The organism is Streptomyces sp. NPDC053048 (assembly GCF_044547045.1).
Lineage (GTDB): Bacteria > Actinomycetota > Actinomycetes > Streptomycetales > Streptomycetaceae > Streptomyces.
This window is the reverse complement of sequence record NZ_JBITZS010000004.1, coordinates 624,281-649,820: the sequence shown is the minus strand read 5'-3', so window position 1 is coordinate 649,820 and position 25,540 is coordinate 624,281. Positions and strand designations below refer to the sequence as shown.

The 25,540-nt window shown below is 72.3% G+C and carries 21 protein-coding genes, 1 rRNA gene, 1 pseudogene and 1 riboswitch; of the genes and pseudogenes, 18 read left to right on the top strand and 5 right to left on the bottom strand.

The genetic code is table 11. The features are described 5' to 3' along the window. The 11 genes from rrf to ACIG36_RS13870 form a co-directional block, all read left to right on the top strand. Window positions 1-95 (top strand): 5S ribosomal RNA (gene rrf / locus ACIG36_RS13920); the annotation flags it as partial. Between the two features lie 200 nt (window positions 96-295). Continuing rightward, on the top strand, window positions 296-886 hold the full coding sequence (locus ACIG36_RS13915; RefSeq protein WP_399926431.1) for a CDP-alcohol phosphatidyltransferase family protein: 591 nt from the start codon (window positions 296-298) through the stop codon (window positions 884-886). 91 nt (window positions 887-977) lie between these two features. Further along, entirely contained in the window at window positions 978-3,473 is a 2,496-nt protein-coding gene (locus ACIG36_RS13910) for a sugar phosphate nucleotidyltransferase (RefSeq protein ID WP_399926429.1), read from the top strand. Between the two features lie 114 nt (window positions 3,474-3,587). Beyond that, a complete protein-coding gene (locus tag ACIG36_RS13905) occupies window positions 3,588-4,469 on the top strand; it encodes a DUF881 domain-containing protein (RefSeq protein ID WP_399926427.1) in 882 nt (293 codons plus the stop codon). After that, window positions 4,466-4,798 carry a small basic family protein gene (locus ACIG36_RS13900; protein ID WP_071964751.1) on the top strand — a complete coding sequence of 111 codons (333 nt, stop codon included), beginning with the start codon at window positions 4,466-4,468 and terminating at the stop codon, window positions 4,796-4,798. Before ACIG36_RS13905 ends, ACIG36_RS13900 begins: the two co-directional genes overlap by 4 nt. A gap of 5 nt (window positions 4,799-4,803) precedes the next feature. Next, entirely contained in the window at window positions 4,804-5,778 is a 975-nt protein-coding gene (locus tag ACIG36_RS13895; protein ID WP_399926425.1) for a DUF881 domain-containing protein, read from the top strand. A 190-nt stretch (window positions 5,779-5,968) separates the two neighbouring features. Further along, entirely contained in the window at window positions 5,969-6,757 is a 789-nt protein-coding gene (locus ACIG36_RS13890) for an FHA domain-containing protein (protein WP_399926423.1), read from the top strand. A gap of 42 nt (window positions 6,758-6,799) precedes the next feature. Continuing rightward, window positions 6,800-7,579: a MerR family transcriptional regulator gene (locus tag ACIG36_RS13885; RefSeq protein ID WP_399926421.1), complete on the top strand. Its 780-nt coding sequence runs from the start codon at window positions 6,800-6,802 to the stop codon at window positions 7,577-7,579. A 52-nt stretch (window positions 7,580-7,631) separates the two neighbouring features. After that, on the top strand, window positions 7,632-8,105 hold the full coding sequence (locus ACIG36_RS13880; protein WP_126913184.1) for a bifunctional nuclease family protein: 474 nt from the start codon (window positions 7,632-7,634) through the stop codon (window positions 8,103-8,105). Between the two features lie 204 nt (window positions 8,106-8,309). Continuing rightward, complete coding sequence (locus tag ACIG36_RS13875) at window positions 8,310-8,951, top strand: MerR family transcriptional regulator (RefSeq protein ID WP_399926419.1); 642 nt, start codon at window positions 8,310-8,312, stop codon at window positions 8,949-8,951. A 168-nt stretch (window positions 8,952-9,119) separates the two neighbouring features. Beyond that, on the top strand, window positions 9,120-10,697 hold the full coding sequence (locus tag ACIG36_RS13870; RefSeq protein ID WP_399926417.1) for a DNA polymerase IV: 1,578 nt from the start codon (window positions 9,120-9,122) through the stop codon (window positions 10,695-10,697). Here the strand turns inward: ACIG36_RS13870 and ACIG36_RS13865 are convergent. Continuing rightward, a pseudogene (locus tag ACIG36_RS13865) lies at window positions 10,646-10,990 on the bottom strand (PRC-barrel domain-containing protein); the annotation flags it as partial. The gene ACIG36_RS13870 and the pseudogene ACIG36_RS13865 sit on opposite strands and share 52 nt — an antisense overlap. A 127-nt stretch (window positions 10,991-11,117) precedes the next feature. Beyond that, a riboswitch (glycine riboswitch) is annotated at window positions 11,118-11,227 on the top strand. Between the two features lie 190 nt (window positions 11,228-11,417). On the opposite strand from ACIG36_RS13865, the gene gcvP reads away from it, so the two are divergent. Continuing rightward, window positions 11,418-14,303: an aminomethyl-transferring glycine dehydrogenase gene (gene gcvP / locus ACIG36_RS13860; protein ID WP_399926415.1), complete on the top strand. Its 2,886-nt coding sequence runs from the start codon at window positions 11,418-11,420 to the stop codon at window positions 14,301-14,303. A 91-nt stretch (window positions 14,304-14,394) separates the two neighbouring features. On the opposite strand, the gene ACIG36_RS13855 is transcribed toward gcvP, so the two are convergent. Further along, a complete protein-coding gene (locus ACIG36_RS13855) occupies window positions 14,395-14,601 on the bottom strand; it encodes a DUF5999 family protein (protein ID WP_399926413.1) in 207 nt (68 codons plus the stop codon). A gap of 315 nt (window positions 14,602-14,916) precedes the next feature. Continuing rightward, window positions 14,917-15,504, bottom strand: coding sequence for a hypothetical protein (locus ACIG36_RS13850; RefSeq protein ID WP_399926409.1), 588 nt, complete (start codon window positions 15,502-15,504; stop codon window positions 14,917-14,919). Window positions 15,505-15,991: 487 nt separating this feature from the next. Between ACIG36_RS13850 and ACIG36_RS13845 the strand changes: the two genes are divergently transcribed. Both ACIG36_RS13845 and ACIG36_RS13840 read left to right on the top strand, forming a co-directional pair. After that, window positions 15,992-17,491 (top strand): glutamate--cysteine ligase, encoded by a 1,500-nt coding sequence (locus tag ACIG36_RS13845; RefSeq protein WP_399926407.1) that lies wholly within the window; start codon window positions 15,992-15,994, stop codon window positions 17,489-17,491. 160 nt (window positions 17,492-17,651) lie between these two features. After that, window positions 17,652-18,404 (top strand): CPBP family intramembrane glutamic endopeptidase, encoded by a 753-nt coding sequence (locus ACIG36_RS13840; protein ID WP_399926482.1) that lies wholly within the window; start codon window positions 17,652-17,654, stop codon window positions 18,402-18,404. 54 nt (window positions 18,405-18,458) lie between these two features. Here ACIG36_RS13840 and ACIG36_RS13835 read toward each other — a convergent pair whose 3' ends face one another. Further along, window positions 18,459-19,277 carry a PhzF family phenazine biosynthesis protein gene (locus ACIG36_RS13835; protein WP_399926405.1) on the bottom strand — a complete coding sequence of 273 codons (819 nt, stop codon included), beginning with the start codon at window positions 19,275-19,277 and terminating at the stop codon, window positions 18,459-18,461. Window positions 19,278-19,519: 242 nt separating this feature from the next. Between ACIG36_RS13835 and ACIG36_RS13830 the strand changes: the two genes are divergently transcribed. From ACIG36_RS13830 to ACIG36_RS13815, 4 genes are all read left to right on the top strand, one after another. Continuing rightward, on the top strand, window positions 19,520-21,844 hold the full coding sequence (locus tag ACIG36_RS13830; protein ID WP_399926402.1) for a glycoside hydrolase family 3 N-terminal domain-containing protein: 2,325 nt from the start codon (window positions 19,520-19,522) through the stop codon (window positions 21,842-21,844). A 204-nt stretch (window positions 21,845-22,048) separates the two neighbouring features. Then, window positions 22,049-22,528 (top strand): peptidase, encoded by a 480-nt coding sequence (locus tag ACIG36_RS13825; protein ID WP_399926480.1) that lies wholly within the window; start codon window positions 22,049-22,051, stop codon window positions 22,526-22,528. Between the two features lie 57 nt (window positions 22,529-22,585). After that, window positions 22,586-23,584 carry an EamA family transporter gene (locus ACIG36_RS13820; RefSeq protein WP_399926400.1) on the top strand — a complete coding sequence of 333 codons (999 nt, stop codon included), beginning with the start codon at window positions 22,586-22,588 and terminating at the stop codon, window positions 23,582-23,584. 262 nt (window positions 23,585-23,846) lie between these two features. Then, entirely contained in the window at window positions 23,847-24,866 is a 1,020-nt protein-coding gene (locus ACIG36_RS13815; RefSeq protein ID WP_399926478.1) for a DMT family transporter, read from the top strand. Here the strand turns inward: ACIG36_RS13815 and ACIG36_RS13810 are convergent. Continuing rightward, on the bottom strand, window positions 24,839-25,540 hold the full coding sequence (locus ACIG36_RS13810; RefSeq protein ID WP_399926398.1) for a pyridoxamine 5'-phosphate oxidase family protein: 702 nt from the start codon (window positions 25,538-25,540) through the stop codon (window positions 24,839-24,841). The genes ACIG36_RS13815 and ACIG36_RS13810 overlap by 28 nt on opposite strands.

Sequence of the window (25,540 nt, the reverse complement as noted above, 5' to 3'; positions counted from 1 at the left end):
AAACGCCCGGTTACATTCCGAACCCGGAAGCTAAGCCTTTCAGCGCCGATGGTACTGCAGGGGGGACCCTGTGGGAGAGTAGGACGCCGCCGAACTCCTTTTGAATAGAAAGCCCTGGCGGGAACTCCGGTTCCCGCCAGGGCTTTCTTGCGTTTCCGGACGTTCATTTCCGGACGTTTCCGGTTGTTCCCCGCACGCCCGGCCGGTCCGCTCCGGCCCCTCCGCACGCCCTCCAGCCGGCTGGGGGTAAAGTCGTGGGACATCGTCGGTACATATCCCCACAGGAGGCCCCCGGGTGGAGGTCCAGGAGACGCGCGTCCAGACCGACCGCGTCCTCACCATCCCGAACATCCTCAGCATGGCGCGCCTGGTCGGCGTACCCCTCTTCCTGTGGCTGATTCTTCAGAAGCACGACGGATGGGCACTGATCGTGCTGGCCCTCAGTGGGGTCAGTGACTACCTCGACGGCAAGCTCGCACGGCGCTGGAACCAGATCAGCAGCCTCGGCCGGCTGCTCGACCCGGCCGCGGACCGGCTCTACGTCCTTTCCACCCTCTTCGGTCTGACCTGGCGTGAGATCCTTCCGCTCTGGCTGACCGTGGCCCTGCTGGCCCGTGAGGCGATGCTGCTGGTCATGGTGTGGATTCTGAGACGTCATGGCTATCCGCCGCCGCAGGTGAACTTCCTCGGCAAGGCCGCGACCTTCAACCTGATGTATGCCTTCCCGTTGCTGCTTCTCAGTGACGGAGAGGGCTTGTTGTCGTCGCTCGCCGCGATTTTCGGATGGGCGTTCGCCGGATGGGGTACAACCCTGTATTGGTGGGCAGGGATCCTCTATGTGGTTCAGGTCCGCCGGCTGGTCAAGGCGGATGCCACGGCCGACTGATCTCGCCGTAGTCCCGAGCCTTCCCCGGGCCTGAGAAGTCGCGGGCGTGAAGTCGGCAAGACCGTCGTCTCTCAAGGAGGACGCTTCCGACATGAAGGCCGTCGTGATGGCCGGGGGCGAAGGAACCCGCCTTCGCCCCATGACCTCGAGCATGCCCAAGCCGCTCCTGCCGGTGGCCAACCGGCCGATCATGGAGCATGTGCTCCGGCTGCTCAAGCGGCACGGGCTCACCGAGACCGTGGTGACCGTGCAGTTCCTCGCCTCCCTCGTGAAGAACTACTTCGGTGACGGCGAGGAACTCGGCATGGAACTCTCCTATGCCAACGAGGAAAAGCCACTCGGCACCGCGGGCAGCGTCAAGAACGCGGAGGACGCGCTCAAGGACGACGCCTTTCTGGTCATCTCCGGCGATGCCCTCACAGATTTCGATCTGACCGACCTGATCCGTTTCCACAAGGAAAAGGGCGCCCTGGTCACGGTCTGTCTCACCCGGGTGCCCAATCCGCTGGAATTCGGGATCACCATCGTCGACGAGGCGGGCAGGGTCGAGCGGTTCCTGGAGAAGCCCACCTGGGGCCAGGTCTTCTCCGACACCGTGAACACCGGCATCTACGTCATGGAGCCGGAGGTCTTCGACTACGTCCGGCCCGATGTGCCCGTCGACTGGTCGGGTGATGTCTTCCCGCAGCTGATGAAGGAGGGCAAGCCCGTCTACGGCTACATCGCCGAGGGCTACTGGGAGGACGTCGGCACGCACGAGAGCTACGTCAAGGCCCAGGCCGACGTGCTCGAGGGCAAGGTCGACGTCGACCTCGACGGCTTCGAGATCTCGCCCGGCGTCTGGGTCGCCGAAGGCGCCGAGGTGCACCCCGACGCCGTCCTGCGCGGCCCGCTCTACATCGGGGACTACGCCAAGGTCGAGGCCGGCGCCGAGATCCGCGAGCACACCGTCGTCGGCTCCAACGTCGTGGTCAAGACCGGTGCCTTTCTGCACCGGGCCGTCGTGCACGACAACGTCTACGTCGGCCAGCAGAGCAATCTGCGCGGCTGTGTCGTCGGCAAGAACACCGACATCATGCGGGCCTCCCGGATCGAGGACGGAGCCGTCATCGGGGACGAGTGCCTCATCGGTGAGGAATCGATTATTCAGGGCAACGTCCGGGTCTATCCCTTCAAGACCATCGAGGCCGGCGCGTTCGTCAACACGTCGGTCATCTGGGAGTCGCGGGGGCAGGCGCATCTCTTCGGCGCGCGCGGCGTCTCCGGCATCCTCAATGTGGAGATCACCCCGGAGCTGGCGGTCCGGCTGGCCGGTGCGTACGCGACCACGCTGAAGAAGGGCGCGACCGTCACCACCGCGCGTGACCACTCCCGTGGCGCGCGGGCGCTCAAGCGCGCGGTGATCTCGGCGCTGCAGGCCAGCGCGATCGACGTACGGGACCTGGAGAACGTACCGCTGCCGGTGGCCCGTCAGCAGACCGCGCGGGGGAGCGCGGGCGGCATCATGATCCGGACCTCACCGGGGGTGCCGGACTCGCTGGACATCCTCTTCCTCGACGAGCGCGGCGCCGACCTCTCCCAGGCCGGCCAGCGCAAGCTGGACCGGGTCTTCGCCCGCCAGGAGTACCGGCGCGCGTTCCCCGGGGAGATCGGCGACCTGTCCTTCCCCTCGAGCGTCTACGACTCCTACACGGGGTCGCTGCTGCGGTCCGTGGACACGACCGGCGTCGCGGAGTCCGGGCTCAAGGTCGTCGTCGACGCCTCGAACGGCAGCGCGGGGCTCGTTCTGCCCAGCCTGCTGGGGCGGCTCGGCGTGGACGCGCTCACCATCAACCCCGGACTCGACGAGGCCCGCCCGACCGAGACGGCCGACGCCCGCCGCTCGGGTCTGGTGCGGCTCGGGGAGATCGTCGCCTCGGCGCGGGCGGCGTTCGGGGTGCGCTTCGACCCGGTGGGCGAGCGGATCTCCCTCGTGGACGAGCGCGGGCGCATCGTCGAGGACGACCGGGCCCTGCTGGTGCTGCTGGATCTGGTCGCCGCCGAGCGGCGCAGCGGACGGGTGGCGCTGCCGGTGACCACGACGCGCATCGCCGAGCAGGTCGCGGCGTACCACGGCACGCAGGTGGAATGGACGACAACGTCGCCCGACGATCTGACCCGGGTCGGCCGGCAGGAGTCGACGATCTTCGGTGGGGACGGGCGCGGCGGGTTCATCGTCCCGGAGTCCAGCAGCGTCTTCGACGGCACGGCCGCCTTCGTACGCCTCATCGGGCTGGTGGCCCGTACGCAGCTCACCCTCAGCCAGATAGACGCGCGCATCCCCAGAGCGCATGTCCTGCGCCGGGACCTGGCGACGCCGTGGGCGGTCAAGGGCCTGGTCATGCGGCATGTCGTGGAGGCGGCGGGGGGCCGGTCCGTCGATACGACGGACGGAGTACGGGTGGTCGAGGCCGACGGGCGGTGGGTGATGGTGCTGCCCGATCCGGCCGAGGCGGTGACGCACCTGTGGGCGGAGGGCCCTGACGACGCCTCCGCGCAGGCGCTGCTGGACGAGTGGGCGGCGGTCGTGGACGGCGCCGGGCGCTGAGCCGCGCGGGGCGTCGTCCTCCCGTGTGCCGGGAGTGTGCCGGATCCGTCCCGGATCCGGCACGCCGGTGGGGCCATTGGGATGCGACGCCCCCGACGTGCGACGATGTGCGGCATGTCGCAGCAGCCCCCCGTTCGGAGCACCTCCTCGCAGCCTCCGCGTCCCGATGCCTCGATGTCGCTGCTGACCAATGTGATGCATCACAGCCTCGACGAGGGATACGCGGAGGCGGCGGCCAGACGGGCCGGGGAAGGAAAGGGACTTCCCACCACCTTGCGGGCGAAGTTGGGCCTGGCCGCGGCCCTGCTGCTGGCGGCCGGGGTGGTGACGCTCGGGGCGGCGCAGGCGCAGATATCGGCACCGACGCTGGCCAAGGAGCGCGAGCAGCTGATCCAGCGGATCGAGGCGGAGACCTCGGCCGCCGACACGCTGCAGCGGAACGTCGACTCCCTGCGTTCCACGGTCGGCAGCAAGCAGCGCGACGCGCTGCGGAAACACGGCGGGGACAAGGCCGAGTTGGTGTCCCTGCTGGCCGGTGCGACCCCGGTGCGGGGGCCCGGGATCAAAGTGGTCGTCGATGATGCCAAGCAGGCGAAATCCGGCGGTGGCGGTCCGCGCGAGAGCAGTGGCTTCGCCGACACCGGGCGCGTCCGTGACCGTGACATGCAGCGCATCGTCAACGGGCTGTGGCAGTCCGGGGCGGAAGCGATCGCGGTCAACGGCCAGCGGCTGACGTCGCTGTCGGCGATCAGGGCCGCGGGGGACGCCATACTGGTCGACAACAGACCTCTGGTGCCGCCGTACACGGTGCTGGCGGTCGGGAACGGGCAGCGGCTGAGCACCGCTTTCCAGGACAGTGCCGACGGGCAGTACCTGCATGTTCTGCAGCAGAACTACGGGGTCCGCGCGAGCATTTCCGCCCAGGACGAGGTCCGGCTGCCGGCCGCCCCGAGTCTGATCGTACGAACCGCAAAGCCAGGGAAGGGCACATCGTGATCGCCGTATTGGGCCTCATCGTGGGAGTCGTGGTCGGACTGGTCGTCCGCCCCGTGGTGCCGACGGCGGTCGAGCCCTACCTTCCCATCGCCGTCGTCGCGGCGCTGGACGCGGTGTTCGGCGGCCTCCGGGCGATGCTGGACGGGATCTTCGACGACAAGGTGTTCGTCGTGTCGTTCCTGTCGAACGTGGTGGTGGCCGCCCTGATCGTCTTCCTGGGCGACAAGCTCGGCGTCGGCGCGCAGCTGTCCACCGGTGTCGTGGTCGTCCTGGGCATCCGTATCTTCTCGAACGCGGCCGCCATCCGGCGGCACATCTTCCGGGCGTGAGACCGATGAGCACTGACGACACGCCGGAGAAGTCCGGAGAGCCGGGCCGGCCCGAGGGGCCGAAGAAGCCGGAGGGGGCCGAGAAGCCGAAGCGGCCCGAGGGGCCGGAGAAGCCTCAGGCGCCCGAGCCGGAACCGCGGCCGGAACCGCGGCCGGAACCCGAAGCGGAACCGGAAGCGGAGCGCGAAGCGGAACCCGCGCCGGGCCCCGACCTCGAGCCCGTCGAGCCGGGGGAGGAGTACGCGGCCCCCACCGCACCGTTGACGGGACGTCAACGGCTGGTGAACGGGCTGTGGCCCCCCAGGCTGACGCGGGCCCAGCTGACCGTGGCGCTGCTGCTGTGCGTGCTCGGCCTCGGCCTGGCCATCCAGGTGCGGTCGACCAGCGACAACAGCGCCCTGCGCGGCGCCCGGCAGGAGGACCTGGTGCGGATCCTCGACGAGCTGGACAACCGCACCAAGCGGCTCGAGGACGAGAAGCGGCGGCTGGAGAACCAGCGGACGGAGCTGGAGAGCAGCTCCAACCAGGCCGCCGAGGCCCGCAAGCAGACCGAGCAGAAGGAGGACCAGCTCGGCGTGCTCGCGGGCACGGTGACCGCCCAGGGGCCGGGCATCGAGCTCACGGTGAGCGACAGCAAGGGCGCGGTCGAGGCCGACAAGCTGCTGGACACCATCCAGGAGCTGCGGGCGGCGGGCGCGGAGGCGATCCAGATCAACGACGTCCGGGTGGTCGCCGACACCTATTTCTCCGGCACCGCCGGAAAGGTGGAGATCGATGGCAAGAAGGTCTCGCAGCCCTATAAGTTCAAGGTCATCGGCAAGTCGCAGGACCTGGAGCCCGCGCTGAACATCCCCGGCGGGATCGTGCAGACTCTGGAGAAGGAGCAGGCCGGAGTCAGCGTCTCCCGGTCTGAGAAGATCATTGTCGACGCCTTGCGCCCGGCGAAGCGGCCTGACTACGCTCGGTCGTCATCGCAGTGAGACGGGCACCCAGGCGGGGCCCAAGGGGAGGGCGGGAGGTTGCGGGGGGTCGGCGCACCAAGTTCGGGGCGCGTGATGGAAACTGTCTGTTGACCACGGACGTTGTAGGGATGTCCAGGTCGGACGGTGTGTGCAGCAAGGGTTTGTCCTGCCCCACGGGCGGGTCTGAAGCGGTCAAGGGGAATCGCCCGTGAAGTTGTTTGCGAAGTTGTTCGGCAAGAGCGCACGCCAGGACGGCGGCAGCGCCCGGCACCGGGCGTCACGCCCGGTGGACGGCAGCGAGGGGGCCCAGGAGGGCCGGCCGCTGTTCCGGGACCAGGTGGACGCGCACGGCGCACCGGGAGGCGACATTCCGGGCGACCAGGGCGCGCCCTCTGTTGACCCTGCCCAGGCGGGGCGCATAGGTTTCGGGGCACCAGCGACCTCAAGTGCGGGTGGAGGGTTTGCCTTGCCGGTATGTACGAGGTGTGGCCACCGGAACGGCGAGGCCAGCCGGTTCTGTTCCAACTGCGGTGCGCCGCTGCGGCCCGGTGCCGTCGCCGAGCGCGCGTCGGAGACGACCTCGACCATCTCCATCTCCGGTCTCGAGGCGTACGACTCCGAGACCACCGGCCAGACGCCGATCCCGGCCCTCTCGCCCGAGGCGCAGGCCGCCGTCGACGCGCTGCCGCTGGGTTCGGCGCTGCTGGTGGTGCGGCGGGGCCCCAACTCGGGCAGCCGCTTCCTGCTGGACGCCGATGTGACGACCGCGGGCCGGCACCCGCAGAGCGACATCTTCCTCGACGACGTCACCGTCTCGCGCCGCCACGTGGAGTTCCGCCGGGAGCAGGACGGCAGCTTCACCGTCACCGACGTCGGCAGCCTCAACGGCACCTACGTCAATCGTGAGCAGATCGACTCGGTCGCGCTGTCCAACGGCGACGAGGTGCAGATCGGCAAGTACCGTCTGGTCTTCTTCGGCGGCCAGCGGGGCATCTGACCCTCGCCCGGACTCCGTCCGGGGGGATCCCCAGGAAGGGCCATGCTGCGAACACCGTCGGGCGGCGCCGGGTCATCCGGTGCCGCCGGTGCGGAAGGCCGGCTGGTGAGCATCGGTACGGTGCTCAACCTGCTGCGCGAGGAGTTCCCCGAGGTCACCATCTCCAAGATCCGGTTCCTGGAGTCGGAGGGCTTGGTCGAGCCGCGGCGCACGCCGTCCGGCTATCGCAAGTTCAGCACGCAGGACGTGGAGCGGCTGGGGTACGTGCTGCGGATGCAGCGCGACCACTACCTTCCGCTCAAGGTCATCCGGGAGCAGCTGGACGCCCTGGCCCGGGGCGAGCGCGTCCAGCTGCCGGCCCCGGCGCAGCCCCGGGACGCCCTGGACCTCGTGGAGGGCCTGGACGGGCCGGGGGCGGCCGACGGGAGCCCCACCGGCCCCGAGGGCCCCACGGCCACCCGTATCGGCCGTGAGGAGCTGCTGGCCACCGCGGGCGTCACCGAGGACGAGCTGGCCGAGTGGGAGTCGTACGGGCTGCTCGTCCCCCATCCGGACGGCGGCTTCGACGCCGATGCCGCGACGGTCGCCCGGCTCGTCGCCGACCTGGGCGGTTTCGGCCTGGAACCGCGGCATCTTCGCGCCATCAAGGCCGCCGCCGACCGCGAGGCGGGCCTTATCGAACAAGTGATTGCTCCGCTGCGCAGGCACCGCAATCCGCAGACCAGAGCGCATGCCGAGGCCACCGCCCGGGAGCTGGCCGGCCTCTCCGTTCGACTGCACGCGGCCCTGGTACGGGCGGCTCTGCGCCCGCACGGGCAGTGAGGCTGACCGGCCCGACTACCCAAACCTGCCGGGCACGGCCTAGGGTTGCTGTGTGAACGAGCTCGATGTCGTGGGCGTCCGGGTGGAAATGCCCTCCAACCAGCCGATCGTGCTCCTGCGGGAAGTGGGAGGCGACCGTTACCTCCCGATCTGGATCGGACCGGGGGAGGCGACGGCGATCGCCTTCGCCCAGCAGGGCATGGCGCCTGCCCGCCCACTGACCCACGACCTGTTCAAGGACGTGCTGGAGGCGGTCGGCCAGCAGCTCGCCGAGGTCCGCATCACGGACCTGCGCGAAGGGGTGTTCTACGCGGAGCTCGTCTTCGCCAGCGGGGTCGAGGTCAGCGCGAGGCCGTCCGACGCCATAGCGCTGGCGCTGCGCACCGGCACGCCGATCTACGGCAGTGACGGGGTGCTGGACGACGCGGGGATCGCCATCCCGGACGAGCAGGAGGACGAGGTGGAGAAGTTCCGCGAGTTCCTCGACCAGATCTCGCCCGAGGACTTCGGCAGCAGCAGCCAGTGAGGCTCCGACCGGCTCGCGGGCGGTGGTGCGCGGCCGGGGCGTGCGCCGGGCGATAGCGGCGCATTCGAGTAGCTTTTCCCGCTACCTGGACACGTAAAACCACTCTCAGGGTGATTATCACTCGGCGTGCCGAGTGTGGCGATCGTTGACGCACCCCGAGCGACTGCCTACCGTCGAGAAGGCAGGTCAAGGACGGAGGTCGGCGTGAGAAGCACGGGCGACGGTACGGCGGTCGGCGGTCCGTATCCGCTGCATGGGGGAATGGTCGAACCAGTGCCCCGCTATTCCGCCACGCCAGCGGTCACCACTCCGCGGGGGCGGGACTCCGAAGGCGAGAGCACCTCGCGAGGTCCGGACACCATCGGATACCGGGGGCCCACCGCCTGCGCGGCGGCGGGCATCACCTACCGGCAGCTGGACTACTGGGCGCGCACGGGGCTCGTCGAGCCCAGCGTGCGACCCGCGTACGGCTCCGGCAGCCAGCGGCTCTACAGCTTCCGGGACGTCGTCGTCCTGAAGATCGTCAAGCGGCTGCTGGACACCGGTGTCTCCCTCCAGAACATCCGCACCGCCGTGCAGCACCTGCGCACGCGCGGCATGGACGATCTGGCGCAGATGACGCTGATGAGCGACGGCGCCACGGTCTACGAGTGCACCTCGCCCGATGAGGTCGTCGACCTCCTCCAGGGCGGTCAGGGCGTCTTCGGGATCGCGGTGGGCGTGGTGTGGCGCGACGTCCAGAGCGCGCTGGCGCAGCTGCACGGCGAGCGCGTGGACACCGGCGAGACCCTGGTCGGCCACAATCCGGCCGACGAGCTGGCCCGCCGCCGCAACCGGGCGGGCTGAACCGCTCGGAACGGCTCGAGAACCACTCGCGCAACGCTCGGGAACCGCTCGAGAACCCTTCGAGGCGCCCCGCCGGCCGCATGGACGCGACCGGTACGGGGCGCTTCGTCGTATTCCGGGCCGCCGCCCGGCCCGTCGATTGTCAGTGGCGTGCGGGAGCATCGTCCTGTGAGAGGAGCGCCGACCATCCTGCACCTGGACATGGACGCCTTCTACGCTTCGGCGGAGCAGGCGGCCAAGCCCAGCCTGCGCGGAAAGCCGGTGGTGGTCGGCGGGCTCGGCCCCCGGGGCGTGGTGGCCACCGCCTCGTACGAGGCCCGGGTCTTCGGCGTCCGCTCGGCCATGGCCACGGCCCAGGCACGCCGGCTGTGCCCCAACGCCGCCTACCTCACCCCGCGGTTCGGCCTCTACCAGCAGATCAGCCACACCGTCATGGAGCTGCTGCGCGAGCTGTCGCCGCTGGTGGAGCCGCTGAGCCTGGACGAGGCGTTCGTCGACCTGGAGGCGGGCGGCGTGGAGCCCTCGTCGGCGGCCGCGCGGGCGGTGGGGGAGCGGTTGCGGCGCGACATCCTGGCGGCCACCGGGCTCACCGGCTCGGTGGGGCTCGCCGGGTCCAAGATGTTCGCGAAGATCGCCTCGGAGGAGGCCAAGCCCGACGGGCTCCTGCTCATCGAGCCCGGCACGGAGCTGGAGATACTCGGCCCCATGTCGGTGCGCACCATTCCCGGCGTCGGCCCCGCCACGGCCGAAACGTTGCGGCGCGCCGGGATCACCACCGTGTCCGAGACCGCCGAGGCGGGCGAGGACGAGCTGGTGCGGCTGCTGGGCAAGGCCCACGGCGCGGGCCTGTACGCGCTGGCCACCGGCCGCGACGACCGGCCCGTCGTCGCCGAGCGGGACGCCAAGTCGGTGTCCGTGGAGGACACCTTCGCCGAGGACCTGACCGACCGCACCCGGGTCCAGCTGGAGCTCGCCCGCCTGGCCGACCGGTGTGTGCGGCGGCTGCGCGCCGCCGGGCGCTCCGGGCGCACGGTCGTCATCAAGGTGCGGCGCTACGACTTCTCCACGCTGACCCGCTCCGAGACCCTGCGCGGCCCCACCGACGACCCGGCGGTGGTCCGGGAGGCGGCGGCCCGGCTGCTCGACGGCGTGGACACCACGGCCGGAGTGCGGCTGCTGGGCGTCGGCGTGTCCGGGCTCGCCGACTACACCCAGGAGGACCTGTTCGCCCAGGCGGCGAGCGAGGCGGCGGCGGAGGCCGCCGAGGGTGAGGCGGAGGAGACGCAGGCAGCGCGCGAGGAGGGCGGGGAGGGCCCGCAGCGATCGCGGCAGTGGCTGCCCGGACTGGACGTCCGGCACGCCGAGTACGGGCCGGGGTGGGTGCAGGGCAGCGGCGTCGGCCGGGTCACCGTCCGCTTCGAGGAGCCCTGGTCGGAGCCCGGCCGGGTGCGGACGTTCGCCGTCGACGACCCCGCGCTGGAGCCGGCCGAGCCGCTGCCGCTGGTGCGGGAGGGCGGCGGGGCCGGCCGTTCCGGGGGCTCGGATCAGTCGTGCCCCGAGGGCGAGCCCGGCCCGGACAGCCTGCCGGGGTCAGGAGGGCCGCCGGAGGGCGGCGGTGCGCCGGGCCCAGCGGGCGGGCCCGGCTCCGGAGGAACGTCCGGCCCCGAGGGCGCGTCCGGCCCCGGCGGCACGCCCCGTTCCGGGGATCGGCCCGGCTCCTCCGGGCCCGGCAGCTCGAGCCCGTAGTGCTGGTACAGCCGCAGCTCCTGCTCGGGGGAGAGGTGCCGGCCCACGCCGAGTTCCGGCGCCTCCTTGATCAGCTTGCGCTCGTAGGGCACGCGCAGCGCGTCGTCCTCGACCCGGCTCGGCACCAGTGGCACGAACGCGTCCCGGCCGAACAGCCCGGTGCGCACCGCCGCCCATTCCGGCTCCCCGGTCGCGTCGTCGAGGTACACCTCGTCCACCGTGCCGATCCGCGCGCCGTCCCGGTCGAAGGCCTTGCGCCCGATCAGGCTCCGGGGGTCGATGTCGCTCTGCACTGTTCCCGCCTCGATTCCTCGCGTCCCTCGCGTGCGGCCCCGTGAACCACGAAAGTGCACAAAACAGGAACCGGCCACTCGGGAGATCCGCCCGGAAAGGTGCGCTGGTAGGCTGACGATTGGCCGCAGACCCCGTGCGGGAGAGTCCTCCTCGAGGCCCGGAAGGGCACCGTCGGAGGCGCCGAAGGAGCAAATCCTCCCCGGAATCTCTCAGGCACCCGGTACCGCACGGACGAGGTCACTCTGGAAAGCAGGGCGGGCCCAGGTCAGGTAGCTCACCGAAGCCCCTCCTCACCGACGGTGAAAGCCGGGATCGTGCGCCGCGGCCCGGTGAAGCTCTCAGGTTGAGATGACAGAGGGGGAGGCCGTCCGGGTACCCGCGCCGTGGTACCCCTCGCAGGTCGCAATGACCAGGAGGCCTCCGCAGATGACAGCCCACCGCATCGCCCTCTCCGACCTGGAGCGCGGCACTCCCTTCGAGGCCCGCCACATAGGCCCCGACAGCGAGGCCCAGGCCAAGATGCTCGCCCAGGTCGGCTTCGGCTCGCTCGACGAACTCACCGCCGCCGCCGTGCCGGACGTGATCAAGAGCACCGAGGCGCTCGGTCTGCCCGAGGCCCGCACCGAGGCCGAGGTCCTCGCCGAGCTGCGCGCCCTCGCGGACCGCAACGAGGTCCTCGCGCCGATGATCGGCCTCGGCTACCACGGCACCTTCACCCCGCCGGTGATCCTGCGCAACGTCATGGAGAACCCCGCCTGGTACACGGCCTACACGCCCTACCAGCCGGAGATCTCCCAGGGCCGCCTCGAGGCGCTGCTCAACTTCCAGACGGTCGTCGCCGACCTCACCGGGCTGCCCACCTCCGGGGCCTCGCTGCTCGACGAGGGCACCGCCGCCGCCGAGGCCATGGCGCTCTCCCGGCGCGTCGGCAAGGTCAAGGACGGCGTCTTCCTCATCGACGCCGACACCCTGCCGCAGACCGTCGCGGTGATCGAGACCCGTGCCGAGCCCACCGGCGTCGAGGTCGTCGTCGCCGACCTGTCCGCGGGCATCCCCGAGGAGATCGCCGAGCGAGGCGTCTTCGGCGTCCTGCTGCAGTACCCGGGCGCCTCCGGTGCCGTGCGCGACCCGCGTCCCGTCATCGAGCGCGCCCACGAGCTCGGCGCGGTCGTCACCGTCGCCGCCGACCTGCTGGCGCTCACCCTGCTGACCTCGCCCGGCGAGCTCGGCGCGGACATCGCGGTCGGCACCAGCCAGCGCTTCGGCGTGCCCATGGGCTTCGGCGGCCCGCACGCCGGATACATGGCCGTGCGCGAGAAGTTCGCCCGCAGCCTCCCCGGCCGCCTCGTCGGCGTCTCCGTCGACGCCGACGGCAACAAGGCCTACCGGCTGGCCCTGCAGACCCGCGAGCAGCACATCCGCCGCGAGAAGGCCACGAGCAACATCTGCACCGCCCAGGTGCTCCTGGCCGTCATGGCCGGCATGTACGCCGTCTACCACGGCCCCGACGGCCTGGCCGCCATCGCCCGCCGCACCCACCGCTACGCCACCCTCCTCGCCGAGGGCCTGCGGGCCGGCGGCGTCGAGGTCGTGCACGGCGCCTACTTCGACACCCTCACCGCCCGCGTTCCCGGCCGCGCCGCCGAGGTCGTCGCCGGCGCCCGCGAGCGCGGCGTCAACCTCCGGCTCACCGACGCCGACCACGTCGGCATCGCCTGCGACGAGACCACCACCCGGGACCGGCTGGCAGCCGTCTGGGCCGCCTTCGGCGTCACCGCCGACGTCGAGGCGCTCGACGCGACGACGGACGAGGCGCTGCCCGCGGGCCTGCTGCGCACCGACGAGTACCTCACGCACCCGGTCTTCCACCAGCACCGCTCCGAGACGGCGATGCTGCGCTACCTGCGCCGCCTCGCCGACCGGGACTACGCGCTGGACAGGGGCATGATCCCGCTCGGCTCCTGCACCATGAAGCTCAACGCCACCACCGAGATGGAGCCGGTCACCTGGCCCGAGTTCGGGGCGCTGCACCCCTTCGCGCCCGTGGAGCAGGCCGGCGGCTACCTCACCCTCATCACCGAGCTCGAGGAGCGCCTGGCCGAGGTCACCGGCTACGACAAGGTCTCCATCCAGCCCAACGCCGGCTCGCAGGGCGAGCTCGCCGGCCTGCTGGCGGTCCGGGCCTACCACCGGGCCAACGGCGACGAGCAGCGCACCGTCTGCCTCATCCCCTCCTCGGCGCACGGCACCAACGCCGCCAGCGCCGTGATGGCCGGCATGAAGGTCGTCGTCGTCAGGACCGCCGACGACGGCGAGGTCGACGTCGAGGACCTGCGCGCCAAGATCGAGCAGCACCGCGAGCAGCTGGCCGTGCTGATGATCACCTACCCGTCCACGCACGGCGTCTTCGAGGAGCACGTCGCCGACATCTGCGCCGCCGTGCACGACGCGGGCGGCCAGGTCTACGTGGACGGCGCCAACCTCAACGCGCTGGTCGGCCTGGCCCGGCCGGGCCGGTTCGGCGGCGACGTCTCGCACCTGAACCTGCACAAGACCTTCTGCATCCCGCACGGCGGCGGCGGTCCGGGCGTCGGCCCGGTGGCCGTCCGCTCCCACCTCGCCCCCTACCTGCCCAACCACCCGCTGCAGCCCACCGCGGGCCCGGCCACGGGCGTCGGGCCCATCTCGGCCGCGCCGTGGGGGTCCGCCGGCATCCTGCCGATCTCCTGGGCGTACGTACGGCTGATGGGCGGCGAGGGCCTCAAGCGCGCCACCCAGGTCGCCGTGCTGGGCGCCAACTACATCGCCAAGCGCCTCGAGCCGCACTACCCGGTGCTCTACACCGGCCCCGCCGGGCTGGTCGCCCACGAGTGCATCGTGGACCTGCGCCCGCTGACCAAGGCGACCGGCGTGAGCGTGGACGATGTCGCCAAGCGCCTGATCGACTACGGCTTCCACGCGCCGACCATGTCGTTCCCGGTGGCCGGCACGCTGATGATCGAGCCCACGGAGAGCGAGGACCTCGCCGAGCTCGACCGCTTCTGCGAGGCGATGATCGCCATCCGCGCAGAGATCGAGAAGGTCGGCTCGGGCGAGTGGGACAAGGACGACAACCCGCTGCGCAACGCCCCGCACACCGCCGCCTCGGTGGCCGGCGAGTGGGAGCACCCCTACAGCCGTGAGGACGCGGTCTTCCCGGGCGGGGTGTCGGCGGCCGACAAGTACTGGCCGCCGGTGCGCCGTGTCGACGGCGCCTACGGCGACCGCAACCTGGTCTGCTCCTGCCCGCCGCTGGACGAGTACGACGGCTGAGGCAGCGGGCCCGGACACGGGTCGGGGCCGGTTCGGCGTTCGCGCCGGGCCGGCCCCTTCGTGCTCTGATCCTTCATATGGTGGTGCGGTGCTAGGCGGCGGTCACCACGTGGTCCGTGCCGAGCGCCCGGTGCGGGGCGATGATCTGCCCGTCCGGCAGCAGCTCGCCGGTGTCCTCGAAGCAGAGGACGCCGTTGCACAGCAGGCTCCATCCCTGCTCCGGGTAGGTCGCCACGAGGTGGGCGGCCTCCCGGTCGGTGGAGTCGGCTGACGGGCACGTGGGCTGGTGCTGGCACATGGAAGGGATCTTTCGCTCTGATGTGGTGGCTGTCCTGCGGCTCGATGCGGTGGTCATGCCGCCCCCCGTAATGAATCGTCGTCGGTCCCAGTGTTGCCCTACGGCCGTGATTCCGCAGGGATTTCACCGTGACGCTCCTCACTCGAGGATGACGCATCACCCATGCGGGCGGTTGCCCCCAACTCCCCGGTCCCTTTGGGGGGTTCGGCATGGCCGTGACGGGCTAGTCCGGTGGGGTGAGGGTGGGGACAGCGGTGCGCCCCGCGACCCCCTTCGACTCCGGGGGCGCGGGGCGCGTGATCGCGGGCGGCGGCCTCAGGCGGTCGCCTGGAGCTGTGGACCGGGGGTCAGCCGGAGGGTGAGCACCGGCAGCAGGTCGGTGACCCGGTGGGGGCGGTGCGCGGCGATGCCCGGTGGCGCTGGGGCGAGCGGGACCAGAAGGTCGCCCGGGGTGAAGAGTTCCGACGTGGCGTCGGCGGTGATGTCGGCGTGCAGCCAGAGGGTGAGCATGTAGAGCTCGGGGACCGACAGCAGCCGGGGCTGGTACGGCGTCGTCATGGCCTCGGCCTGGCGCAGGGCCTGTTCGGTGGAGGCCAGGTAGGGCCCCTCGAAGAAGTGGGAGAAGGTCCAGCCGTCGGGGGTCGGCATGGCCTCGCCGGCGGCCACCGCCCGCCCGTCCTCCGTGATCAGGAAGCGCCAGCCGGACAGCCGGGTGCGCGGTGCCCCGCCGCGCGTGGTCACCCGCTCCAGCACATGGACGGGCAGCGGGAGTTCGGGGGTGAGCGGGGTGCGGGCGGACCGCAGCGACGGGGTGCGGGCCTCGCGGACGGCGGTGGGGGAGCCGAGGGCCGTGAGGATGCTGCGGAGGGCAGGCGCGGGCGCAGGGGGGACATGCAGCGGCATGGTGGGTCGCCTCTCGCTTGGGAGACACACGGTGGAGCTGGGCAGGTGCGACGACGCTGTCGGCGTGCGGATCGGGGTCAGAGGGGGGCCGGACCGACTCCAGGGGGCGCCTACTCTCTGCCTCATTCCGGAGTTTATACGACACGTGTTCACACGGTGTTTCACCTAGCTGTCGCCGGCATTTCGGGCAAGGGGAAATCAGGGCCCGTTCCACGGGTGATTTCGGTGTTTTTGCGGCCTCTTTGTGCGGATGGCCCCGGCATATCGCCCGTATACGGTAGGCCGGATCTCGTCGGTGTTTATCACCAGCGCATTGCGCCGTACCCGGGTGCTTCCGTCATGCCTGCGGAATGTGCCGGAGTGCGCTCGGGGAGAGCCTACCGGGTACGCGGCCGCCGCGAGGCGTTATGGATCGTCTCCTCTGGGCATCATCGACCGTGACAAGGCGCCGGTGCCATGGGCGACCCGGTTGGGGAGGGAGGCTCGAATGGGTGAGAAGGTCGCGGCCATGGGGTTCGACCTCGCCGACCGCCGGCGATACCGGGACAAGCTCCGGCAGTGCCTGGAAGGTCTGGCGAGACTGCTGGAGGAGAAGCGATTCGACCGCCCCCGGAACCTCATGGGACTGGAGATCGAGCTGAATCTCGCGGGGGCCGACGGTATGCCGAGCATGGTGAATGCCGAGGTGCTGGAGCGTATCGCAAGCCGTGATTTCCAGACCGAACTCGGGCGCTTCAACCTGGAAGTGAACATCGTCCCGCACCGTCTGTCGGGACGGGTTCTCGACCAGCTCGCGGAGGAGCTGCGCACCGGTTTGTCATATGCCGACCGCAGGGCCATGGAGGTCGATTCCGGAATCGTCATGATCGGCATCCTGCCGACGCTCACCAGCGCCGACCTGGTCTCCGCCAACCTCTCCGTCGCCGACCGCTACTTCCTCCTCAACGACCAGGTCGTGGCCGCCCGCGGCGAGGAATTCACCATCGACATCGACGGCGTCGAGCGCCTGACCTGCACGGCCCGGTCCATCACCCCCGAGGCCGCCTGCACCTCCGTCCAGTTGCACCTGCAGGTCACGCCCGGCCGGTTCGCCGCCGTGTGGAACGCCGCGCAGGCCGTCGCCGCGGCGCAGATAGCAGTCGGCGCCAACTCGCCGTTCCTCTTCGGGCGCGAGCTGTGGCGCGAGTCCAGGCCCCCGCTGTTCGTCCAGTCCACCGACACCCGGCCACCCGAGCTGCAGGTCCAGGGCGTGCGGCCGCGCACCTGGTTCGGGGAGCGCTGGATCACCTCGGCCTACGAGCTGTTCGAGGAGAACCTGCGCTACTTCCCGCCCCTGCTGCCCATCTCCGCCGACGAGGACCCGCTGCGCGTGGTCGAGGACGGCGGGGTGCCCTGGCTGCACGAGCTCACGCTGCACAACGGCACGGTCTACCGCTGGAACCGCCCCGTCTACGGGGTCGCCGACGGCGTCCCCCACCTGCGGGTGGAGAACCGCGTGCTGCCCGCCGGCCCCACCGTCACCGACGTCATCGCCAACACCGCGTTCTACTACGGCCTGGTCAGGGCGCTGGCCGAGGAGTCCCGGCCGGTGTGGACCCGACTGCCGTTCGATGTCGCCGCCGACAACTTCGACGTCGCCTGCCGGCACGGCATCGACGCCGTCCTGCGCTGGCCCAGGCCGGGCCGGGGCGCCACCCCCGCGCGCGTGCCCGCCGTACGGCTGGTGCTCGAGGAACTGCTCCCGCTGGCCGCCGCCGGGCTGGACGCCTGGGGCGTGGAGCCCGCCGACCGCGACCACTACCTCGGCGTCATCGAGGGGCGCTGCCGGCGCCGTGTCAACGGGGCGTCCTGGCAGGCCGCCACCTACCACCGGGCGCGGGAGCGCGGCTCGGGGCGCGAGGACGCCCTGGCCGCCACCACGCGCCGCTACTGCGAGCTGATGCGCACCGGCGAGCCCGTGCACACCTGGCCGGTCGGCATCGGCTGACACCGCCGCGCACCCCCTGTTCGTACCGGCGCCACCTCGTCGGGCAAGCTGTGACGATCGTGAAGGCAGCCGGACGGGAGGCACAGTGCGGCAGGACGCTCCAGACGGGGACGCGGACGCCCGGACCCAGGCGCCCGGCGGGCCGCCGGGCGGCGACGGGCTGTCCCGGCGGACGCTGCGCGCGGAACTGCTGATCGTCCTCGCGCTGTCGCTCGGGGCCAGCGCCGTGTCGTCGCTGATCAGCTTCGTGGGCTCGCTGACCCGCCCCGGCGGGCTCAAGGACCAGGCCGCCACCCTCAACGCCTCGCACGCCCCCGGCCGGCCCTGGCTCGATCTCGCCTGGCAGCTCTTCGGGATCGCGACCGCGCTGGTGCCCGTCCTCCTGGTGGCCCACCTGCTCACCCGTGAGGGGACGGGCCTGCGCGTCATCGGCTTCGACCGCGGGCAGCCCGGCCGCGACCTCGCCCGCGGCACCGGCCTGGCCGCCGCCATCGGCGGCTCCGGGCTGCTGTTCTACCTGGCCGTACGGGCCTCGGGCGGCAACCTGACGGTGGTTCCGGAGAACCTGCCCGAGGTGTGGTGGAAGCTTCCCGTCCTGATCGCCTCCGCCGCGCAGAACGCGGTGCTGGAGGAGGTCGTGGTCGTCGGCTACCTGCTGCGCAGGCTCGACCGGCTGGGCTGGACGCCGGCGGCCGCGCTCGCCGCGAGCGCCGCGCTGCGTGGCTCGTACCACCTGTACCAGGGCATCGGCGGCCTGATCGGCAACATGGTGATGGGCGTGGTCTTCGTCCTGCTCTACCGGCGGTGGGGGCGGGTCGGACCGCTGGTCGCCGCGCACGCGCTCATCGACATCGTGGCGTTCGTCGGGTACGCGCTGCTCGCGGGCAAGGTGGCCTGGCTCCCGACGGCCTGACCGGCCCTCGGGCCGGACACGCCCCGGGGCGTGTCCGATGGGTCGGTAGGGGCTCTAGGCGAGCAGTTCGCCGTCGATGACGGTCACGGCCGAGCCCGTCAGCAGTGTCCGCTCGCCGCGCAGCGCGGTGCGGACCAGGCCGGTGCGGGCGGAGGCCTGCAGGCCGGTGAGGTCGTCGCGGCCCAGGCGGGCGGACCAGAAGGGGGCCAGCGCGGTGTGCGCGCTGCCGGTGACGGGGTCCTCGTCGACGCCCACGTTGGGGAAGAAGCAGCGGGAGACGTAGTCGTACCCGCGGGCCGGGTCCTCGGCGGGCGCGGTGGCGATGATGCCGCGGCGCGAGTGCCGGGCCAGCGCCGGGATGTCGGGGGTCAGGGCCCGCACGGTCTTCTCGTCGGCCAGTTCGACCAGCAGGTCGCCGACGTGCGGGCTGGTGTCGTGGACGCCGAGCGGGGTGGCGCCGAGGGCGGCGGCCACGCCGTCGGGGACGGCGGTGGGGGTGAGCTCCGAGGTGGGGAAGTCCAGGGTGATCGAACCGTCCTGATGGGCGGTCGCCGTCAGCATGCCGCAGCGGGCGGCGAAGCGCACGGTTCCGGTGGCCAGGCCCGTGGTGTGCAGGACGTGCGCCGTGGCGAGCGTGGCGTGGCCGCACATGTCGACCTCGGCGGTGGGGGTGAACCAGCGCAGCGCCCAGTCGGCGCCGCCGGGGCTCGCGGGGAGCGGGTGGGCGAAGGCCGTCTCCGAGAGGTTGACCTCGGCGGCGATCCGCTGCAGGCGGTCGTCGTCGGGGAAGTCGCCGGAGTCGAAGAGCAGGACCCCCGCGGGGTTGCCGGCGAAGGGGCGGTCGGTGAAGGCGTCGACGATGCGGATCCTCATGGCGGGAGCGTAGGGGCGCACGCAGTCCACCGGCCATGGCCAATCGCCAGGAATTGGACCGACCCGTGGACGCCGGGGCGTCGTGCCGCCGCGTTCCTTGACGGGGTGCCAGGGCCTGGCAGACTCCGGAACCGCAGACTCCGGAAGTGAGGAAACGGAGCCCGGTCATGGCCCATGGACGCTGCTGGCGCAGTGCCGCCGGTCCCCGCCTGGGGCCTGCGGCCGGTCTCCGCTGGAGGCGCGTGGCTGGTCCCCGCTGGAGGCGGGCGGTCGGCTGGAGGCGCGCCGCCGGCGCGCTCGCGGCTGCTGCCGTCTGCTGCGCGTCCCTCGCCGTGCTCCCGGCGGGGCGGGGCGGCGGCGAGCCGCGCTACCGCGATGCCCGCGCCGGCACGGACGAGCGGGTGCGCGACCTGCTGGGCCGGATGACGCTCGAGGAGAAGACCGGGCAGATGGCTCAGATCGCCGTGGTCCGGCTCCAGGGCGACTGCCGCGAGAGCGGCGGCGAGCTCCGCGACGCCTGCCTGCGGACCGTGCTGGCCGACCACGCGGTCGGCTCGGTGCTCTCCGGCGGCGGCATGGGCCCACCCGTGAACACCCCCCGCGACTGGGCCGGCATGGTCAACGCCGTCCAGAAGTACGCCTTGGACCACAGCCGGTTGCGCATCCCCGTGCTGTACGGGGTCGACGCCGTGCACGGGCACAACAACGTCCTCGGCGCGACCGTCCTGCCCCACCAGATCGGTCTTGCCGCGGCCTGGGATCCGGCGCTCGTGCGCGACTGTGCCGTCGCCACGGCCCGCGCGGTGGCGGCCACCGGCATCGACTGGAACTTCGCGCCCGTCGCCGACCTGGCCCGTGACCGGCGCTGGGGGCGCTACTATGAGACGTTCGGTGAGGACCCGGTGCTCGCCGGCGCCCTGGCCGCCGCGGCCGTGCGCGGGACCGAGGACGCGCGCGGCGCCAAGAAGGTGGCGGCCACCGTCAAGCACCTCGGTGGCTACTCCGAACCGTCCAACGGCCACGACCGGGTGCCCGCCGACGTCTCTCCCCGCTACCTCCAGGACACCCTGCTCGCCCCCTACCGCACGGCCGTCGAGGCCGGGGCGAGGACCGTGATGGCCAACTCCGGTGCCGTCAACGGCGTGCCCGCCACCGCGTCCCGCTTCCTCCTGACGGAGGTCCTGCGCAAGCGGTGGGGGTTCACCGGGGTCACCGTCAGCGACTGGCAGGACGTCCGCGCGCTGTGGACGAAGTACAAGGTGGCGCGGGACTACCCGCACGCGATCGCCCTCGCGGTCAACGCGGGCGTCGACATGGCGATGGAGCCCTACGAGGCCCGCGAGTTCACCGAGGGCCTGCGCACAGCGGTACGTGACGGGCTGGTCTCCCGGCAGCGGATCGACGAGGCCGCCGGGCGCGTGCTGCGCCTGAAGTTCGACCTCGGGCTGTTCGAGCGGCCCTTCGCCGACGCCGACCGGGCGGACGCCGCCGTCCTGGGGGCCGGCCGGGAGACGGCCCGCCGGGCGGCCGCCGCCTCGCAGGTACTGCTGCGTGCCGACGGGGGCGTACTGCCGATCGCGCCGTCCGCGAAGAAGGTGGTCGTCGCCGGGCCGTACGCGGACGACATCGCCGCGCAGACCGGCGGCTGGACCGTCGGCTGGCACCGGATTCCCGACGGCGTTCGGGTGCCCGGTACGACCGTGCTCGCCGGGGCCGTGGCCGCCGCGCCCGCGGGCACCCGGATCGTGCGGGCCCGCACCGCCGCCGACGCCGTGCGCGAGGCCCGTACCGCCGATGTGACCGTGGTGGTCGTCGGCGAACGGCCGGCCGCGGAGGGAGAGGCCGACAGTCCGCGGCCGGAGCTCTCGCGGGACCAGCAGGACCTGGTGAAGGCCCTGAAGGCTGGTGGTCGGCCGGTGGTGGTCGTGGTCATCGCCGGACGGCCCCTCGTGCTGGGCGACGCGGAGGGCACCCAAGGGCTGCTGATGTCCTGGCTGCCCGGCACCGAGGGCGGTCACGCCGTCGCCGACGTGCTGTTCGGCAGGGTGAACCCCGGAGGGCGGCTTCCGGCGTCCTGGCCCCGCCGGACCGGCAACGAACCGCTGTACTACCAGCAGTTGCCGGGCACCAACGCGGGAGCGGAATCCGCGCACGACGTCCTCCACGACTTCGGCGACGGCCTGTCCTACACCACCTACCGCGTCGACGCGATCGCCCTCGGCGCCGCCTCCGTGCGGGCGGGGCAGGACGTGCCGGTGACCGTCGGGGTGAGCAACACCGGGCGGCGCGACGGTGAACTGGTGGTGCCGGTGTACGTGTCCCGGCCGGTGAGCGAGGTCCTGGCCCCGCCGCGCAGACTGGTGGCCTTCACCAAGGTGCGCCTGAGGGCGGGAGAGTCGCGGACGGTGCGGCTCACCGTCCCGGCCGGGGTGCTCGCGGTGACACCGGGCGACATCGATGGGACGGGTATGCCGCGCGTCGAGCGCGGGGCGTACACGTTCAGTGCCGGAGCAGCCGGCGTGGGCGGAGGCGCCGGAGCGCGGGCGGTCGTACTGGAGGTCACCTAGGGCGCACGGGCGCGAGCGCGCGCCCCTGAGACGGAATCCGGCCGCCCTCCTCCTCAGGGATGACGCGAAGGACCGATTGCCCAACCCCTGTCGGATGCGCGAATGCAACCCTCCGGGGATGCTCTCATCACATGGGACTGATGGGGTGGGAGGGTGCAAAGCCGTACACCAGCTGACACCGGATGGTCCGAGGCCGTGAACGAGATCCCGCTGAGCACGGAACTGGCCTCGGCGCTCTCGGGCGCCCGCAGACGCGCCGCACGCGACGGTGAACGCCAGGTCGACACCGCCCACCTGCTGCACACCCTGCTCGAGGCCGACCCCGAGACCCGCCGCGCCTTCCCCGGCGGCCCCACCCAGGTCGCCCGGCTGCTCGGCTACCTCGTCCAGCGCACCATCGGCTACGGGCTGCGCTGGAGCGGCACCGTCGAGGACTCCGGCGCCCTGCCCGCCCTGGCCGGCGGAGCGGTGCCCGGCTGGTCGCCCGCCGCCGCCGGGGCGATGCGCGAGGCACGCGCGCGTGCCCGCGAGCGCGACGCCGCCCGCGTCGAGGGCCTGGACCTGCTCGCCGCGCTGGTGCGCGACCCCCGCTGCCGGGCCGTCGACGTGCTGCGCCGGGCCCGCGTCGACACCGCACTGCTCGCCACCGCACCGGCGGCGGGCGCCCGTTCGCAGTGCCGTTGATCACGTACAGACCCGTCGGGGGATGACGGTCCTGTCGGCTGCTGCCATGATGCGGCGATGCAAGCGTCTCGAGGAAAAAGCGTGGGTCTGGGCCTCGCCCTGGCGTCCGCGCTCGCGTTCGGTGGATCGGGTGTCGCGGCCAAGCCGCTGATCGAAGCGGGGCTGGATCCCCTCCATGTGGTGTGGCTGAGGGTGGCCGGCGCGGCCCTGGTGCTGCTGCCCGTCGCCTGGCGCCACCGCGCGCTCGTGACGCGCAAGCCGGCGCTGCTCGCCGGGTTCGGCCTGCTGGCCGTCGCGGGCGTGCAGGCCTGCTACTTCGCCGCGATATCCCGGATCCCCGTGGGCGTCGCCCTGCTCGTCGAGTACCTCGGCCCCGCGCTGCTGCTCGGCTGGGTGCGCTTCGTCCAGCGGCGGCCGGTGAGCCGGGCCGCCGCCGTGGGCGTGGCCCTCGCCGTGGCCGGCCTGGCCTGCGTGGTGGAGGTGTGGGCCGGGCTCGGCTTCGACGCCCTGGGCCTGCTGCTCGCCCTGGGCGCGGCCTGCTGCCAGGTCGGCTACTTCCTGCTGGCCGACCACGGCAGCGACGGCGAGGACCCCGCCGACCCGATCGGCGTCATCGCCTACGGCCTCCTCGTGGGCGCCCTGCTCCTGACCGTCCTGGCGCGCCCGTGGGGCATGGACTGGGCGGTGCTCGCGGGCGGCGCCGGCCTGAACGGCGTCGAGGTGCCCGCCGTCGTGCTGCTCGGCTGGGTCGTGCTCGTCGCGACGGTGGCCGCCTACCTCACCGGCGTGCTGGCCGTGCGCCGTCTCTCGCCTCAGGTGGCCGGTGTCGTCGCCTGCCTGGAGGCCGTCGTCGCCACTGTGCTGGCCTGGGTGCTGCTGGGCGAGCACCTGTCGGGGCCGCAGATCGCGGGCGGGACGATGGTGCTGATCGGTGCCCTCGTCGCGCAGACCTCGACGCCCAAGGCGGGCTCGTCGCAGCCGGTGGCCGGGGGAGACGGGACGGGGCGCGACGAGGTAGGCGAAAGGGAGTTGTCCGCCGACACCCGTCCGGCCTAGTCTGCCGATCATGCCGATGACTGTTCTGCCGCCTCCCGCCGCCTAGCGCGGGCGGCCGCCACCCGGAGGACCGGGCCGCGGAGGACATCCGAGAGGACCTCCCCGGCTGATCGCCGCTGCCCGCAGACGGATCACACGATCATTCACGTCTTCCGCGGGAGAACAGTTCATGCACGACTCCGCTCTTTCGGCCTGCCCTGACTCGGGCGGCCACACCGCCGGCTCCAGGGGTTCCGCCACCGTTGCCGCGCCGGCTTCGCCGCTGCGGTCCGGTGCCGCCTCGCGTCTTTCCGTCGGACGCGGCCTGGTCTGCGTCACCGTCGCGGCCGTCGCCTGGGGCACGGCCGGTGCCACCGCCGCGCTCGCCTTCGGCACCAGCGGACTGGGCCCCCTCGCACTCACCTTCTGGCGCATGGCCGGCGGCCTCGTCCTGCTGCTGGCGGTACGGGCCGTACTGCCGCGTCGTCCGGCCCGGACGCGGCCCTGCGAGCCGGTGCGGCGCCGGGCGGGCCGGGTGCTGGTCACCGGGCTCGGTCTGACCGTCTTCCAGGCCGCCTACTTCGGCGCGGTCGACGGGACGGGAACGGCCGTCGGCACCGTCGTCACCCAGGGCGCCGCGCCCGTGCTGGTGGCGCTGGCCGGCCGGCTGCTGCTGGGCGAACGCCTGGGCACGGGCGGCGTGGTGGCCGTGACCGGGGCGCTCGCCGGGCTCGCGGTGCTCATGCTGGGCGGTGCCGGTTCGGGCACGGTGCGTCCGATGGGTGTGGCCATGGGGCTGCTGTCGGCGGCCGGCTACGCCGTGCTCACCGTGTACGGACGGTTCCTGGGCCGCGAGGGTCGCGACAGGGACGCGTTCAGCACGACGCTGACGTCCTTCGCCGTGGGGACGGCAGCGCTACTGCCCCTGGCGGCCGCCGAGGGCCTGTGGCCGCGGACGGACGAACTCCCCGCCACCCTGGGGCTGCTGGCGTATCTGGTGGTGGTGCCGACGGCACTGTCCTACGGCCTGTTCTTCGCGGGCCTGACCGTGGTGCGGGGCACCACGGTCACGGTGATCACCCTGCTGGAGCCGGTGACGGCGGCGGTCGTCGCGGTCGTGCTGCTCGGTGAGCGGCTGACCGCGACGACCGTGCTGGGTACGGCCGTCCTGCTGGCGGCGGTCGCCGTACTGGCCGTCACGGAGGCCCGGGGTACGCCGGCCCCCGCGACGGCGCCGGTGGGTCCCGCCGGATCCCCGGACGGGGCCGGTGCCGCTCAGCTGCCGGCGAGGCCGGTGAGGTAGGCCGGCACGGGGATGCCCGGGGCGAGGTCGTCCGCCGGGACCGGGGCGCCGTAGGTGGTGGTCACGGGGACGACACCGCTCCAGTAGGGCAGGGCCAGGTCCTCGGCGTCGTCGCTGGGGCCGCCCACGCGGGTCTTGGCCGAGACCTCGTCGAGGTCGAGGCACAGCACGGCCGTCGCGGCCAGCTCCTTCGCCGACGCGGGGCGGGAGTCGGCCGCGCGGCCGGGCACGACCTGGTCCACCAGCGCGTCGAGGGCGGCGGTCAGCTCGGCCTTGTCGGTGACCCGGCGGGCGGTGCCGTGCACCACCACGGAGCGGTAGTTGAGGGAGTGGTGGAACGCGGAACGGGCCAGGACCAGGCCGTCGACGTGGGTGACCGTGACGCACACGGCGATCCCCGCGTCCCCCGCCTCGCCCGCGGCGCGCAGCGGGCGCGAGCCGGTCGAGCCGTGCACGTACAGGCGCTCGCCGATCCGCCCGTAGAGCGTGGGCAGGACGACGGGGGCGCCGTCGCGGACGAATCCGAGGTGGCAGACATACCCCGCGTCGAGTATCGCGTGGACGCTCTCGCGGTCGTAGGAGGCGCGTTCGCGGGCGCGGGTGGGGACGGTGCGCTCGGTGGGGGCGTACTGCCCGGCCACGGAAGGCTGCTCGACGGCCGTGGAAGAAGCCAT

What these genes read in the sequence shown, in the direction of transcription:
- ACIG36_RS13885 (WP_399926421.1), top strand. Translation starts at nt 6,800, where the DNA reads ATGCTGCGAACACCGTCGGGCGGCGCCGGGTCATCCGGTGCCGCCGGT.
- gcvP (WP_399926415.1), top strand. Translation starts at nt 11,418, where the DNA reads ATGACAGCCCACCGCATCGCCCTCTCCGACCTGGAGCGCGGCACTCCC.
- ACIG36_RS13820 (WP_399926400.1), top strand. Translation starts at nt 22,586, where the DNA reads ATGCAAGCGTCTCGAGGAAAAAGCGTGGGTCTGGGCCTCGCCCTGGCG.
- ACIG36_RS13810 (WP_399926398.1), bottom strand. Translation starts at nt 25,540, where the DNA reads ATGGCTTCTTCCACGGCCGTCGAGCAGCCTTCCGTGGCCGGGCAGTAC.
- ACIG36_RS13905 (WP_399926427.1), top strand. Translation starts at nt 3,588, where the DNA reads ATGTCGCAGCAGCCCCCCGTTCGGAGCACCTCCTCGCAGCCTCCGCGT.
- ACIG36_RS13895 (WP_399926425.1), top strand. Translation starts at nt 4,804, where the DNA reads ATGAGCACTGACGACACGCCGGAGAAGTCCGGAGAGCCGGGCCGGCCC.
- ACIG36_RS13850 (WP_399926409.1), bottom strand. Translation starts at nt 15,504, where the DNA reads ATGCCGCTGCATGTCCCCCCTGCGCCCGCGCCTGCCCTCCGCAGCATC.
- ACIG36_RS13855 (WP_399926413.1), bottom strand. Translation starts at nt 14,601, where the DNA reads ATGTGCCAGCACCAGCCCACGTGCCCGTCAGCCGACTCCACCGACCGG.
- ACIG36_RS13910 (WP_399926429.1), top strand. Translation starts at nt 978, where the DNA reads ATGAAGGCCGTCGTGATGGCCGGGGGCGAAGGAACCCGCCTTCGCCCC.
- ACIG36_RS13835 (WP_399926405.1), bottom strand. Translation starts at nt 19,277, where the DNA reads ATGAGGATCCGCATCGTCGACGCCTTCACCGACCGCCCCTTCGCCGGC.
- ACIG36_RS13845 (WP_399926407.1), top strand. Translation starts at nt 15,992, where the DNA reads ATGGGTGAGAAGGTCGCGGCCATGGGGTTCGACCTCGCCGACCGCCGG.